The following is a 14,028-nucleotide window of genomic DNA, read 5'->3' on the forward strand; positions in this document are numbered from 1 at the left end:
ACGGACCAGCAGACGATACCAGGTGAATCCCCGTGAGCCCTCGTGGCCCACGGGGATTCGTCGTTCCACGTGCGGCCGTTCGCGACCTCCCGGACCGACCGCTCCGGCGTGGTGTCCGGCTCACGACCGCCGTCGCACTGTCCTCGACCTCAGCCCCGCGACCAGCTCACGAGGTTCGCGAGCGCGAGCACCCCCGCCACCGGGGCCAGGGCGAGGCCACGGCCGGTGACCACGGGACGCCGTTACCCCAGGCGCAGCGGGCCGGGTACTTCCGGTCGAAGTCCGGGGGGAACCGGGGCCGACCGAGCGTGGACGTACCTGGTCGACCGAGGTCCGCGAGCTCCACCGGCCGCGCACCGCGCGGGTTCGGCACCGGGGCCTCGCTGGACGGCCGATGCCCGGTGAGCGGCGGGACCACGAGCCGGCCGTTCCGCGTGCGCGGCCTGGTGGCCGGCGGTCACCCCGGTTCCGGGCCAGCCCCGCCCCCGCGGGGCCGCGCCGTGGCCGCCACGTCGCGGGGCCGGGAGTTCGACCACGGTCGAGGGTCACTCGTCGACGACGGTGACGACGTGGCTCTCGATCCCCTCGGTGGCGCTCAGCAGGGTCAGCATCCCGACGATGCTGAGCACGACGACCGCCGTTCCGGTGATCAGGACGAGGAGGGAGAAGCCTCGTCGCGTCCCCCTCCGCAGCCCCACCGCCCCGAACGCCATCGCGACCAGGGCGGGAACGGGAGCGAGCGGGAAACTGGCGATCAGCGTGACCAGCGCGGCGAACGCGCTGACCGCACCGCCGACGAACAGGCCCAGGTCCGAATCCGACCGCGGACGCGCGTCACTCACGCCGTTCCTCCCAAGGGGATCCGGCCGCCCGTCCGCGGCCGAGGACGACCACCGCCCCTGGCCTCCGATTGTGGCAGGGCAGCCACGTCGTGGGTCCGGTTCCTCCGTTCCCGCCAACCACCCCGGGCGGCGGGTGGCGCGGCGATCCCTTCGGCCACGTGTCCCCGAGGGGGGCCGCCGGCCGGGGCGGGTCCGGCGGGCGCTCGGTGGGGCGGCGCGGCGCGGCCGCCGTGGTCATGCCGCCGGGTGTTGACCGCCGTTCCCACGCCCGGTGGGGTCCCCGGGCGGTTTCTGGACGCCGCCCCGCCCTGGGGGGGCTCGGCCCAGGACGGTGCTCGCGGCCAGCGCCGGCCCCCCGGGGCCGTGACCTGGGTCAGAGCCGGGGCAACGCCCCGACCGGTTCGGGGCCCAGCGGCTCTCCCCGCAGTACCACCTCGTGCAGGAGTCTGAGCTCGTGCCCGGGGCGGACACCCGTCGCGGCGACCAGTTCCGACTCCAGCCGCTGGTAGCGGTGCACCGCCTCGACACGGTGACCCGTCGCGTACAGGGCCCGCACCAGTGCCGCGACGAGGGGCTCCGACAGCGGATGCCGCTCACTGAGCTCCGTGAGCGGGTCGACCGTCGCCGCGCCGTGGCCCAGGGCCCGCATCGTCTCGGCCCAGTCGAGGGTGACGGCCAGGTGGCGGTGTCGGAACCGGGACCTGCGGTGGGCGGCCCACTGTCCCGTCACCCCGGCCAGCGCCTCTCCCCGCCACAGCGTCCTCGCCTCCTCCAGGAGCACGCGCCGGTGGTCGAGGTCGTGGACGCGGGCCGCCGAGCCCGCCAGCGCCTCGAACCGGACGGCGTCGACGTGCAGGGGATCGGTGGCCAGTCGGTAGCCGCCGTCGTGCCGGAACAGACTCGCCACGGCGACGGGGCCCGTCCGGGGCAACGCGGCGAGCACCTTCCTGATCCGGCTGACGTGGGTGTGCAGGGTCCGGCCGGCCTGCGGTGGGGGGTGTTCACCCCACACCCGGTAGAGCAGCTGGTCCCTTGGCACGACGCGGTCGACGTCGACGAGCAGCGCGGCCAGCAGTGCCCGCTGCTGGGGGCGCATCCCGCCGGCCACCGCCGGGCCGGGGCCCAGGATGGTCACCGGGCCGAGAACACCGAACCACATCGTCACTCCTCCGGCACAGGCCACTGACGGGCGGGAACGCCAGTTCGGGAACCGTGCCGGCCACTCGGCCGCGCCAGACCGTGAGGCCGGATCGGGTGGTCGGGGGTGCGAGGCGGGCCTCCGACCGACAGCCACGCCGTCACCGGGCACGGGCGACCACCGTCGCGCTCCGGCCTCGTGGCTGACGGGGCCGCGTCGCCGCCGGCCATGCGACCGCGACGACGTGGCCCCTTCCCCCGCCCATGGAAGGTTCCCCTCGGGCAGGGACCACGCTAACCGGCGAACGGCTCAGTGTCCTTGACGTACAGTGGACGAGATCATGACGTTCCGAGGACGGCAGGACAGCGAGACGACTCGCTCCCTCGGCATGATCGGCGGTCCCGGAAGGTTCCGGCCCCGTACCGGGGCGCGGGCACTGGCCGTTCGGATCGCCTCACCGGCTGCCGCCGCCGTGGTCGACACGCCCCTGTGGTGTGTTCCCCCGGCGGGTGACCCCACCCTCAGCGGTCGAGCGCTCCGCCAGTGGAGCCGGGATCCGCCCGGTGGTCGCCGGGCCGCTCGACCTCGGCCCCGGGGTTGTTCCGGTAGTCCCTGGGCGTCATCCCGTAGGCGGCCCGGAACGCCCGGCTGAAGGCCGCGTGGTGCCCGAACCCTCGGCGCTCGGCGAGGTGGTGGATCGGCACGCCGGCGTTGCGCGGGTCCCGGAGCTCCTGCCGAATCCGCTCCAGACGCTCCCGCCGGACCCATTCGGACACCGTTTCCGCCTCGTCCCGGAACAGGCGGTGCAGGTAGCTCACCGAGATGTGGTGTGCCGAGGCGAGCATGGCGGGCGTCAGCGGAGCGCCGAGGTTCCGACGCGCGAAGGCCTTGACCCGGAGGACCAGGTTCCGCCGTCTGGCCTCCGGGGACAGCTCTCCCCCGTCGACCACGCCGGCGAACATCGCGGCCACCAGGTCGACGAGCACGCCCCCCAGCCGGGCGGCCTCCTCCCGGCCGAACTCCGTGGGGGCGGCGGCGAGCTGGCGGAGGAGCGCGCCCAGCATCGCGCCCATGCCGTCCTGGTCCGTCATCCGACGTCCGATCGCCCGCTCGGACTGCCGACGTGGCATGGGCAGGCTGTCCTGCGGCAGTTCCACCGCGACGCCGTGGATCAGCGAACCGCTGCCGTTCCGCACGTGCACCCGGTAGGTGTGGGACGTGTTGGTGGTGTGGAAGTGGTGGGGCCCGTGTTCCGTCTCCTCCTGGCGGGCACGGGACACGCCGAGCGTCCCGCCCAACATGTAGGAGAGGTGGTAACCCCCCGGGTCGGACTGGCGCACGAGCCTGGCCGTGCGGTCCATGACCACCGGTTGGAGTGCGACCGGCCACACGACCACCGGGCCGAGCTCGATCAGCCGACGAGTGACCCGGTAGGCCCCGGCGTACTCGCTGGACAGCTCCATGGGGGCGTGCGTGCTGGCCATCAACTCACGCCAGCGCTCGAACCGCTCCGCCTCCGGCAGCTCCTCGCTGCGGAACACCGTCTCGCTCATGCGTCCCCCTTCGCCCCGGCCTCAACGCCGTCGGCAGTCACGTCCGCACCGGGGCACCGTTTCCGGAACGGGTGACCAGAAGAACGACGGTGGGCACCGCGATCTTCCCAACCGGTCGGCGTCCTCCGAGCGTGTTGGTCATCCCGCCCATGCCCCGCCCGGTCCCGAGCTCCCGCCGGCCGCGGCGGGGAGCGGCCCCTGCCGGCTCCGCACGCCTGGGACGGCGGGGACGCTCACTCCCCGGTCGGGCGGCCGCTCGCCACGCCGGGTCGAGCGCGCACGGGGAGGGCCGCGACGACGAGGTCGTGGGAGTCCTCCACCAGCTCGTCGAGGAGGTCGTCCGGGAGTGCGTGCGCGAGGTCGACGGTGATCCAGTGCCGCTTGTTCATGTGGTACCCGGGGATGACGCCGGGGTGGCGGTCCACCAGGAGGGCCCCGTACTCCGGCTCGCACTTGAGGGTGACCCGGCCGTGCTCGCCGCCCAGCGCGACCAGGGCGAAGATGCGCCCGCCGACCTTGAACACGGCGGTGTCCTCCCCGAAGGGGTACTCCCGCCGCACGCCGGGCAGTTCCTCGCACAGTCTCAGGACGCGGTCACGTGGGTCGAGTCCCCGGCCGTTGTCCGGGTCCTGCCGCGGTGTCCCCTCCGGTGGTGTGGTCATGGCGGTGATCCTGCCCCTGCCCACCGACGGGCACCACGTCGGTCCGTCGGGTGCCCGCACGGGTGCGCCCGCGACCACTCCGGCGGCGGTTCACGTCCCGTTCACATTCCGGTGTGCTGGACGGTCACCGACCGGTGACCAGTCGCCACCCCGGACTGGCACCGTCGGCTGGTCATCGACCTGTCAGGTGGCCGGCGGGGCTCCGCCGGCCGGAGAGGACCACCATGCGCCTGCCCACCAGGGTGGCGGCGAGCGGCCTCGCGCTCACCGCCACCGTCAGTCTGGCGGTGCCCTCCGCCGCCACTCCCTCCGACGGAGCCGAGGGCGCCCCGGGCGTCACGAACGTCAGCCGATCCGCCTCGGCGCCACCCACCACCACCTTCGACGTGTTCAGCGACATCCAGGGCCACCTCGACGACTGGGACGACGTCCTGGCCGACGCGGCGCTGACCAACCCGGACTCGGTGGCGACCGTCATCAACGGCGACATCGTCGACCGGGGTTACGACTTCGAGTACGAGGCCGTCAGCGAGGTGCTGCGCGCGCACGGGCGGGACCTCCCGCTGCTCGCGGCGATCGGCAACCACGAGGCGTACGCACCCGCCTGGTGCGACCAGCACACCCTCTGCCAGCCGACCTGGCCCAACGGTTTCACCGAGGAGGGGCTGTACGAGTCCTTCCACGACTTCGCGGGTACCGACAGCGTCTACCAGGAGCTGGTCATCGACGACGCGGTCATGCTGACCCTGGGTACCGAGCGGCTCATGTGGTGGGAGAACCCGAACTTCGACGACCAGGTGTACCTGAGCGACACCCAGCTGGACTGGCTGCGGGACAGGCTCGCCCACCACGGTCGCACCGGGCGGCCGATCTTCGTCTTCACGCACTACCCGCTGGCGCGCACCGTCACCCAGTCCGACGGTGACGCCGGCCGCTACCACCTCCAGGACGCCGAGCTGCGGTCGATCCTGGGTGACTACCCGCAGTCGGTGCTCTTCAGCGGCCACACCCACGCCCAGGTCACCCACGACCGGTGGGCCACCAGGGTCCGGGTGCCCGGTGGGCACCCGGACGGGTTCCTCGCGGTGGACACGGCGGCGGTGCTCAACCACCAGTACCTCCAGGTCACCACCGGCCCCGAGGGCGCGGTGATCCGCGCCCGCGACGCCCGCACCGGCGACTACCCGAACGAGGTCCGCGTGCACTCGGTGGACCCGAGGGACACCTTCGCGGTGGTCGGGGTCCGGGCGGAGGCCAGCACCGTCGCACCGGGCGACGAGGTGGTGGTGACGGCGCGGCTGCGCAACCACGGTGCGCGCGCCCTGCCGCAGAGCGTCCTGCGTCCCGAACCGCCGGCGGGCTGGGAGGTCGTGGATCAGGCCGAGCGGATCGTGGGCCGAGTGGGCCGGGGCGAGGACGCGGAGGTCAGTTGGCGGCTGCGGGCGGCCGACGAGCCGGGTGAGGCGGCCGTCGGGGTGACCGCCGAGGTCCGGGGCGCCGAGGTACCGGTGGTCGTCGACGAGGCGGAGATCACGGTCGCCGCGGCTCCCGAGGGGGAGACCCGGGTGTCGAGCCTGCCGTTCCTCGCCGAGGAGAACGGCAAGGGCCCGGTGGAACGGGACTCGACCAACGGTGCGATGGGCCGGGGAGACGGGGGGCCGATCCAGCTGGACGGCGTTCGGTACGACCACGGTCTCGGCATGCTGGCTCCGGCGGAGGTCTCGCTGTACGCGGGTGGCCGGTGCTCGTCGCTGAACGCGGTCGTCGGGCTGGACGACGCCGCTCCGCAGGGCAGCCAACGCCGGCCGTTGCCGGTGGGCACCCCGGCTGGCACCGCGGTCTTCGTGGTGCTCGCCGACGGCGAGGAGGTGTACCGGTCCGATGTGCTCCGCCGGGGCGAGGCCCCCGAGCGGATCGAGGTCCCCGTCGAGGGCGCCGAGCGGCTGCGGCTGGTCGTGGAGGACGCCGGTGACGGATCGGCGTGGGACTACGCGGACTGGGCGGAGGCCACCCTGGAGTGCGCCGGTCGCGTCTGACGTGGTCGTGGCCCGGGCCGGCCCGTGGGTGAGCCCCGCGGGCCGGCCCGGGCCTCCTCATACCCTGCCCCGACAGGAAATCTTAATCACTAAGATTCTTGACGATTAAGCTATCATCGCGAACCGTGGATCGCGAAGCCCAGGTCGAGCGCATCGTCCGGCAACTCCCGCTCTGGATGTCGGCGGTGGACGCCGTGAACGACGGGATCGCCCGCGAGGCGGGGATCAGCGCCTCCGACCTCGCCTGCCTGCACGAGGTGATCGTCGACGGGCCCCTCCCGGCCGGCGAGCTCGCCCGGCGCCTCCGGCTGACCACCGGCGCCATCACGCACCTGGTGGAGCGGCTGGTGCGGGCCGGCTGGGTTCGGCGGTTCCCCGACGACACCGACCGGCGCCGGGTGCTGGTCGAGGCGCTGCCGGGTACCGGGGAACGGATGATGGCCAGCTACGCGCCCCTCGACCGGACGACCCGGACCACCCTCTCCGAGTTCACTGCCGACGAACTCGCCGTCATCGCCCGCTTCGTGGAAGGCAGTCTCGGGGCCACCCGAACCCTGGTGGACGGTGACGCGTGACCACCTCTCCCCAGTGGACCTACCTCCCCGACCGGGCCTGCTGGTTCGTGTGGTCGCCGAACGGCGGGGTCCCGGCCGCGCCCTCCCCGGACCTGCCCTCGGTGCGGGCCACCACCACCCTCGCGGTCCCGGACGGCGACGCGGTCACACCCCGGGACGTCCAGGGCGTGGAGGTTCCGCTGCTGGCCGGGTGGGACTGGCTGGGCACTCGCCGGGCGGACCCCGCTGACGCGGGGTCCCTCGCCGGGTGGACCCTGCTGGCCCGCGACCCGACGCGCTCGGCGCTCCCGCTCCCGGTCGCCGCGCACTGCGCCCCGACCCCGGACGGGGGGCACGTCCGCACGGCGGCCGCCACCCGCGATGACGTCCTCGGCGCGCTGGCGCTCCTCGACGGCCTCCGGGGCGGTGGGTTCACCGGAAGCCTTCGTGGCTACCAACTGGCCGGTGTGCGATGGCTCGCCGGTCGGCGGTCGGGGGCGCTCCTGGCCGACGACATGGGCCTGGGCAAGACGGTGCAGGCGCTGGCCCTGATCGCGAACCACCTCGATGAGGCGCACCTCGTGGTCTGCCCCACCTCGGTGACCCCGACCTGGAGGCGGGAGGCCGCCCGCCACACGCCCGAGCTCCGCGTCCTCCGGGACGGCGAGGAGCCGCGACCGGGGACCCTCACGATCGTCTCCTACGCCCGCCTGCGCCGAGCTCCCCACCCGTTCGGCGACCGCCGGTGGGGGATCGTGGTCTGCGACGAGGCCCAGCAGGTCAAGAACCCCCGAACGCTGGCGCACCGCGCCGTCGCGGGGCTCGACGCCCGGTACCGGCTGGTGATGACCGGAACTCCGGTGGAGAACGACCTGGGCGACCTGTGGGCGCTGGCCCAGTTGGCCACCCCGGGCTCGCTGGGCACCCGCCGCCGGTTCCACGACCGCTACGTGGTCCCGATCCAACACCGGGGTTCACCCTCCGCCGCCGCGCGGCTGGCGGCGCTGACACGCGAGTTCGTGCTCCGCCGCACCAAGGCGGAAGTCGCCCCGGAGCTGCCCGACCGGCAGGTCGTGGACCTGCCCTGCCCGCTCAGCCGGGAGCAGCGGCGGCTCTACCAGGCGGCGTTGGACGAGACGTTCACCGACGGCCTGGGAACCGGTCGCGGGCGGCGGGCCAGCGTGCTGGCGCTGGTGACCCGGCTCAAGCAGATCTGCAACCACCCCGCCCAGGCCCTCGGCCAGCGCGGCCCGCTGCCCGAGAGGTCCGGCAAGTTCGACCGGCTCGTGGAGATGCTCGACGAGTCCCTGGGCGGCGGCACCGGCTGCCTGGTCTTCACCCAGTACACGAGCATGGGCCGCCTCCTCGTCGACCACCTCGGACGGCGCCACGGTGTCACCGTCCCGTTCCTGCACGGCGGACTGACCTCGGATGCCCGGGACCGGATCGCGGGTGACTTCCAGGGCGGCGGCGGGCCGGGGGTACTGGTGTTGTCCCTGCGGGCCGCCGGCTTCGGCCTCACCCTGACCAGGGCGAGCACCGTCATCCACTACGACCGTTGGTGGAACCCCGCCGTCGAGGACCAGGCATCCGACCGGGCGCACCGCATCGGACAGGCCCAGCCCGTCACGATCTACACCCTGCGGACCGCCGGGACCCTGGAGGACCACATCGCCACCGTCCACGAGCGCAAACGAGGTCTGGCGGAGGCGGTCACCTCGGGCGGTGAGGCCGAGCTGCTCGCCCTCTCCGACGACCAGCTCCGCGATGTCCTCGCCCTCCGCCCGGGAGCCCCGTCGTGACCGCCGAGTTCGGTTCCACCGCATGGGGGAGGGCGTGGTTGCGGCGCCTCGAACCCGTGACCAGCGCCGGGCCCGACCCCGACCGGGTTCGCGCCCGCGGCCTCGCCAGGCGGGCCGTGCGGGACCTGCGCATCCGGGACAACCAGGTGAGCGCCGTGCTCAGCGAACGCGGTCGGGACCACGCGATCACGTTGACCGTGCCCGCGTGGTCGCCGGACGAGGTCCGGACGGCGCGCCGACGGCTGCGGTCGTCCGTCGGACCGCCCGGGGGGCTCCACGAGGACCTTCCCGACGACCTCGCCGCGGAGCTGGAGACCGCCGGCCCGCGCATCGCGCCCGACCTGGGCGAGCTCACCGCGACCAGCTCGACCGGCCCCCTTCGACGCGCCCACCTGCTGGCCGTCTGCTACGCCCTGGTCCAACGCGTCGACGAGGAGCCGGCTCTGGCGGTCCGGTTGCGGACGCCCGCCATCCAGGACGTACTCGCCCCACCCGCTCCCGCGCGGTCCTCGATGGTCCCGTTGGCCGAGCTCGACCCGCACGACTTCTACGACCCGCCCCCACCGGGTGGCAGTCGGCCGGGCCTGGATTCGCGGTCTGGTGGCGGTGGTCCCCGCGCCCGGTGACCGGCACGCCCACCCGCAAGACCCCGGCCCGAGGACGGCCACTTCCGGCCACCGGAGGTGGGCCGGGCGGGAGGACGTCCCGCCCCTGCCGGGTCGGATCCCGACCACGTGCCTCGTCCCCGGCGTGACCGGCGCCTCGGCGCCTCCGGCGGCGTGGTCCGCCGCGCCCCTCCCCGCCCGCCCCACGGGCTCCCCGCCGGGGTGACGCTGGCGGATGAGTACCCGGAACCTCGTTGACCAGCCGAGACGTCGACGGAGCCCACCCGCCGGAGGAGGTCGGGGCGGACGACGGCACAGCACGTGCCGCCCTGTCTCGACTGGTCTCGGTACACCGCCCTGCCAGGACTGACCGACATGCGTCCCCCGGTCCCCGCGCCTACCGTCGGGACATGGAGACCCTTCCCGCGATCCCGCTGGCGGAGTGGCGGCCGACCAAGGAGACCCTGCACCGCTACCTCCAGGTCGTCGGCAAGATCCGACTGGCCGCCAGTGCCCGCCGCAACCACTGGTGGAACGTCCCCTTCCACCTGACGGGGCGGGGCCTGACCACGAGGCCGATGAGCGGCGGGGAGGACGACCGGATCTTCACGATCGACCTCGACCTCGTCGCACACGAGCTCCAGGTGGCGGCGCTCGACGGCCGGTCGGTCCGCTTCTCCCTGGTCGGGCGGTCGGTGGCCTCCTTCCACGACCAGACCCTGTCGGCGCTCGACGAGCTGGGCGTTCCGGTGCGCATCCCCCTCGACCACCCCTTCGACCTGCCGGACCAGAACCGCCCCTTCACCGAGGACACGGAGCACCGCGTGTACGAGGCGGCGCACGCCCTGCGCTACTGGCAGGTCCTGAGTCGGGTCAACCTGCTGTTGGAGCGGTTCAGCGCGGAGTTCCGGGGGAAGATCAGCCCGGTACACCACTTCTGGCACACCTTCGACATCGCCGTCACCCGGTTCCGCGGGCGACCGGTCCCCCAGTCGGCCGACACGGACCCGGTCACGAGAGAGGCGTACTCGGAGGAGGTCATCAGCGCGGGGTTCTGGTTCGGCGACGACCGGGTCCCCGAACCCACCTTCTACTCGTACACGGCACCAGAACCGGAGGGACTGACGGGCCACCCCCTGGAACCGGCCGCCGCCCGCTGGGTGGAGGGTGGCGGGGGGAGTCACCTCGCGGTCCTGCCCTACGACGCGGTGCGCACCGCACCGGACGCGGAGGACCAGGTCCTCGCCTTCTACCGCGGCGCGTACCGGGCAGGCGCGGCCAGCGCGGGGTGGGACGTCGACCAGCTCGCCTGCCCGGCTGGCATCACCGACCCGGTCCTGGCCCGGAGCTGAGGCCGGCCGACCACGACCGGCCCCCGGGATCGAGGTGGCCCCCCGAGGGCCCCACCCCGAGGAGCACCAGTCGAGACCAGTCGAGTCCGGTTCGGGGCGACGACGGCAGCCGGGCGCGGCAGCACCGGACGAGGGGCGGCGGCCCGGGCGGATCGGGACCCCGGCCACGACGCACCCGGCGGCGGTGAGCGCGCTCCCGGAATCCAGGCACCCACCTCGGGTATGGACGCCCCGCGCGGCGTTGACCTAGGGTTCCGTCCCGAGTGGACGGGGTACTCCAGCGCCACCACCACGGTCCGCCCGTGGCAGCGGCTGGTGGAGCGGCGTCCGGGCGTCCCCGCGCTCGTCGGATCACGACCAGGCGGTTCCCGTCCGTCAGTCCGGCCGCGGCTGCCGGTCCCGGTGCCGCCACGAGGGAGCGCCACCATGTCGCCGGAACTCCGATTACCGCCCTACACCCTGTCCCGGGCGCCCGGCGCCCCGTTCGACCCCCCGGCTGAGCACACCGCCCAGTACGGGGACCAGCCCGTGGGCCGGGTGAGCATCTGGGACGGCAGGCTCGCGGTGTGGCTGGTGACCCGCTACGACGACGCCCGCGTCGTTCTCGGGGACCGCCGCTTCAGCGCGGCGCACGGCCACCCCTGCTACCCGAGCAGGTTCGAGGCGGAACCCCCTCGGCCCCGTGTCTTCTTCTCCTCCCAGGACCCGCCCGAACACGGCGCCCTGCGCTCCCTGGTGGCACGGGACTTCCTGGCAAGGCGGGTGACCGCACTGCGCCCCACGATCCAGCGGCTGGCTGACCAGCTGCTCGACGAGATGGCCAGCGAGAACCCCCCGGTGGACCTCGTCGGGCGGTTCGCCCAGCCCCTGCCCTCGCTGGTCATCTGCGATCTGCTCGGCGTCCCCTACCAGGACCACGACTTCTTCCAACGTGCCGCGTCGACGGTCATCAGCCTGCACGTTCCGATGGAGGAGAAGCTCCGGTCCTTCGAGGCCCTGCGCGCCTTCCTCCGTGACGTGGTCAACGACAAGCGCGGTGACCCGGAGGACGACGTGCTCAGCCGCCTCGCGGTCCGGGTGCGGGCCGGCGAGCTCACCGCCGAGGACGCGGCGGACCTGGGTGTCTTCCTGCTCAACACCGGGCACGAGACCACGGCGAACATGATCGGGCTGGGGGTGGCCGCGCTCCTGGACCACCCCGACCAGATCCCCCTGGTGGTGGCCGACGACGACTCCACGGCGCGCGCCGTGGAGGAGTTGCTGCGCTACCTGACGATCATCCACGCGGGCCAGCGCCGGTTCGCGACCGAGGATGTCGACCTCGGGGGTGTCACGATCCGCGCGGGCGACGGCGTCGTGGTGTCGCTCCCGGCGGCCAACCGGGACCCCTCGGCCTTCCCTGGTTCCCCGCCGGACCGGCTGGACGTGACGCGGCGGGCACGGCACCACCTGGCCTTCGGCCACGGGGACCACCTGTGCCTGGGGCAGCAGCTCGCGAGGGCGGAGCTGCGGATCGCGTTGCGCTCGCTGTTCGAGCGGTTTCCGGGTCTCCGGCTGGCCACCCCGCTCGAGCGGATCCCGTTCAAGCACGACGCCCAGATCTACGGGGTGCACGCGCTCCCGGTCCGTTGGTGACCGGGTTCGACGTCGTGACGGGGTGAGCACCCCGGTGTCCAGGAGGGGGTCCGTGATGCGGGTCAACGTCGACGTGGACGCCTGTCGCACCGCCGGGCAGTGCGTGGTGCTCGCGCCCGACGTCGTCGACCAGTCGGCGGAGGCCGGGCGGGTCATCCCGCTCGCCGCCGCGGCGGAGGCACTGGCGGCGGGGGTTCGGGAGGCCACCGTGCCCTGCCCTGCCCCGCATCCGGCTCACGCCCATCCGAGCGGAGGACCGGCACTCCGGTGACGTCGTCCATGCCGATCGGCCACGCCGGCGGCGTGGGGCCAGCGCGTCGCCGGCGGCCGCCGGGCCGGCGCGGCCACCCGAACGGCACGGCAGCTGGCGGGGACCCGTGTCAGCGGACACGGCGGACCGGAGCGTGACGCCGCACGCTGCCCGGTGCGACTTCCCCGGCCCCGCGCGGCGGGACGCCCCGGCATCCGGCCAGCCCCGGGTGGTGCCCGGGACCTCGGCTCCCGTCCGGGGCGGGCGCGTCGTGACCTCCCCGCGCGGCGGGTCCGGGCCCCCGACACCCCGACGACTTCCCCGGCCCCGAGCAGGCCGAGGGGGTCGGCTACCGCCGCCACCTCGGACGGTGCCTCCGCCTCGGGGAGGAGCCGGATCTCGTCATCGCGGGGGAGGCGGGCGCGGGCGCGGTGGGCCACCATCCACGCATGTCCTCGTTCCCATCACGTCCCAGCTCCGCGCCGACCACGGCGCCAGCACCACCCGCCCCGGTACGTCCCCAGGGCAGGGTGCACGCCCTCGACGCGCTTCGAGGCTTCGCGCTGTGCGGGATCATCTTCGTCAACATCCCGCAGACCCTCGACATGATGCCGGTGCTCGGGGACGCACCCGAGGTTCTGCGCCTGTTCGTGGTCGGCAGGTTCTACCCGATCTTCTTCCTGCTCTTCGGCGTGGGTTTCGGCCTCTTCCTGCGCTCGGCGGCCAAGCGCACCGACCGTCCCCGGCCGCTGCTGGTGCGCCGGCTGGTGGCTCTCGGCGTGGTGGGAGCCCTGCACCACCTGCTGCAACCCGGTGAGGTGCTGCTGCCCTTCGCGGTCACGGGCCTGCTGGTGCTGCTGCCGCTCAGCTTCTGCTCCGGCAGGGTCAACCTGGTCGTCGGTCTCCTGTTGACGGTCCTGGGGCTGGTGGCCGGCGTCGGAGGGCTCGGGCTGCTGCCCGGCCTCTTCGTGCTGGGTTTCGCCTTCGCGCAGCTCGGGGTGGCGACCCGTCTCCCCGAACGGACGACGGCGCTCGTCGTCTCCTCGGTGGTCGCGGCGGTGGTCGCCGCCGGCTCGTACTGGGTGGTGGTCCACAGCGGCGCCGCCGAGGGGGTGACCCGCCGCGTCGGTCTGCTGTTCTCGTTCTCGATGGCCGCCGCCTACGCCGCCGCGTTCCTCGCACTGCTGGCGGTCCCCGTGCTGGGGTCGGCCCTGACCGCGCTGCTGGCCCCGCTGGGCCGGCTGGCGTTGACGAACTACCTCTCCGCGACCCTGCTGTTCGTGGCGTTGGGAACGGCGCTCGGTCTCCCCGGCTCCTCCCACTGGGCCGTCGCCACCGCGCTCGGGGCCGGCATCCTGCTGGCCCAGGCGGTCTGGAGCCCGCTGTGGACCCGCCACTTCCGCTACGGCCCAGCTGAGTGGGCGTGGCGTTGCGTGACCTACTGGCGGTGGCTGCCAGCACGGGTGGCACCGGCGGACGGCGCCTCCCGGTGAGGAATTCCGGTGGGCGGCGCGGGCCGGCGGGCGGCCGGCCCGCGCTGGCACCAACCCGGCGGGTCCGGTGGTGGACGCGGGCCCTGACCGCCGCCGGGGCACGAAC

Annotated in this window: 12 protein-coding genes; 8 read left to right on the forward strand and 4 right to left on the reverse strand. The window is 74.0% G+C overall.

Annotated elements, in window-relative coordinates; genetic code table 11:
* Positions 1 to 545: 545 nt before the first annotated feature.
* From C1701_RS16210 to C1701_RS16225, 4 genes are all read right to left on the reverse strand, one after another.
* Positions 546 to 842 carry a hypothetical protein gene (locus tag C1701_RS16210; RefSeq protein WP_026419075.1) on the reverse strand — a complete coding sequence of 99 codons (297 nt, stop codon included), beginning with the start codon at positions 840 to 842 and terminating at the stop codon, positions 546 to 548.
* 373 nt (positions 843 to 1,215) lie between these two features.
* Complete coding sequence (locus C1701_RS16215; RefSeq protein WP_026419076.1) at positions 1,216 to 2,001, reverse strand: AfsR/SARP family transcriptional regulator; 786 nt, start codon at positions 1,999 to 2,001, stop codon at positions 1,216 to 1,218.
* 500 nt (positions 2,002 to 2,501) lie between these two features.
* Positions 2,502 to 3,533: an AraC family transcriptional regulator gene (locus tag C1701_RS16220; protein WP_051314008.1), complete on the reverse strand. Its 1,032-nt coding sequence runs from the start codon at positions 3,531 to 3,533 to the stop codon at positions 2,502 to 2,504.
* A 233-nt stretch (positions 3,534 to 3,766) separates the two neighbouring features.
* Positions 3,767 to 4,195, reverse strand: a complete 429-nt coding sequence (locus C1701_RS16225; protein WP_081715483.1) for an MmcQ/YjbR family DNA-binding protein — start codon at positions 4,193 to 4,195, stop codon at positions 3,767 to 3,769.
* A gap of 224 nt (positions 4,196 to 4,419) precedes the next feature.
* Between C1701_RS16225 and C1701_RS16230 the strand changes: the two genes are divergently transcribed.
* From C1701_RS16230 to C1701_RS16265, 8 genes are all read left to right on the forward strand, one after another.
* Entirely contained in the window at positions 4,420 to 6,231 is a 1,812-nt protein-coding gene (locus C1701_RS16230) for an NPCBM/NEW2 domain-containing protein (RefSeq protein ID WP_026419078.1), read from the forward strand.
* 125 nt (positions 6,232 to 6,356) lie between these two features.
* Positions 6,357 to 6,806 (forward strand): MarR family winged helix-turn-helix transcriptional regulator, encoded by a 450-nt coding sequence (locus tag C1701_RS16235; RefSeq protein WP_051314009.1) that lies wholly within the window; start codon positions 6,357 to 6,359, stop codon positions 6,804 to 6,806.
* Positions 6,803 to 8,587, forward strand: coding sequence for a DEAD/DEAH box helicase (locus C1701_RS16240; protein WP_103056157.1), 1,785 nt, complete (start codon positions 6,803 to 6,805; stop codon positions 8,585 to 8,587). Before C1701_RS16235 ends, C1701_RS16240 begins: the two co-directional genes overlap by 4 nt.
* Positions 8,584 to 9,213: a hypothetical protein gene (locus C1701_RS16245; protein WP_051314011.1), complete on the forward strand. Its 630-nt coding sequence runs from the start codon at positions 8,584 to 8,586 to the stop codon at positions 9,211 to 9,213. Before C1701_RS16240 ends, C1701_RS16245 begins: the two co-directional genes overlap by 4 nt.
* 389 nt (positions 9,214 to 9,602) lie before the next feature.
* Positions 9,603 to 10,544, forward strand: a complete 942-nt coding sequence (locus C1701_RS16250; RefSeq protein WP_026419079.1) for a DUF5996 family protein — start codon at positions 9,603 to 9,605, stop codon at positions 10,542 to 10,544.
* 426 nt (positions 10,545 to 10,970) lie between these two features.
* Complete coding sequence (locus C1701_RS16255; RefSeq protein ID WP_103056158.1) at positions 10,971 to 12,179, forward strand: cytochrome P450; 1,209 nt, start codon at positions 10,971 to 10,973, stop codon at positions 12,177 to 12,179.
* Positions 12,180 to 12,231: 52 nt separating this feature from the next.
* On the forward strand, positions 12,232 to 12,450 hold the full coding sequence (locus C1701_RS16260) for a ferredoxin (protein WP_443098119.1): 219 nt from the start codon (positions 12,232 to 12,234) through the stop codon (positions 12,448 to 12,450).
* A gap of 428 nt (positions 12,451 to 12,878) precedes the next feature.
* Positions 12,879 to 13,922 carry a DUF418 domain-containing protein gene (locus C1701_RS16265; protein WP_337661736.1) on the forward strand — a complete coding sequence of 348 codons (1,044 nt, stop codon included), beginning with the start codon at positions 12,879 to 12,881 and terminating at the stop codon, positions 13,920 to 13,922.
* Positions 13,923 to 14,028 lie beyond the last annotated feature (106 nt).

The organism is Actinoalloteichus sp. AHMU CJ021 (assembly GCF_002895405.1).
Lineage (GTDB): Bacteria > Actinomycetota > Actinomycetes > Mycobacteriales > Pseudonocardiaceae > Actinoalloteichus_B > Actinoalloteichus_B caeruleus.

What these genes read in the sequence shown, in the direction of transcription:
- C1701_RS16215 (WP_026419076.1), bottom strand. Translation starts at nt 2,001, where the DNA reads ATGTGGTTCGGTGTTCTCGGCCCGGTGACCATCCTGGGCCCCGGCCCG.
- C1701_RS16220 (WP_051314008.1), bottom strand. Translation starts at nt 3,533, where the DNA reads ATGAGCGAGACGGTGTTCCGCAGCGAGGAGCTGCCGGAGGCGGAGCGG.
- C1701_RS16225 (WP_081715483.1), bottom strand. Translation starts at nt 4,195, where the DNA reads ATGACCACACCACCGGAGGGGACACCGCGGCAGGACCCGGACAACGGC.
- C1701_RS16230 (WP_026419078.1), top strand. Translation starts at nt 4,420, where the DNA reads ATGCGCCTGCCCACCAGGGTGGCGGCGAGCGGCCTCGCGCTCACCGCC.
- C1701_RS16250 (WP_026419079.1), top strand. Translation starts at nt 9,603, where the DNA reads ATGGAGACCCTTCCCGCGATCCCGCTGGCGGAGTGGCGGCCGACCAAG.
- C1701_RS16255 (WP_103056158.1), top strand. Translation starts at nt 10,971, where the DNA reads ATGTCGCCGGAACTCCGATTACCGCCCTACACCCTGTCCCGGGCGCCC.
- C1701_RS16265 (WP_337661736.1), top strand. Translation starts at nt 12,879, where the DNA reads ATGTCCTCGTTCCCATCACGTCCCAGCTCCGCGCCGACCACGGCGCCA.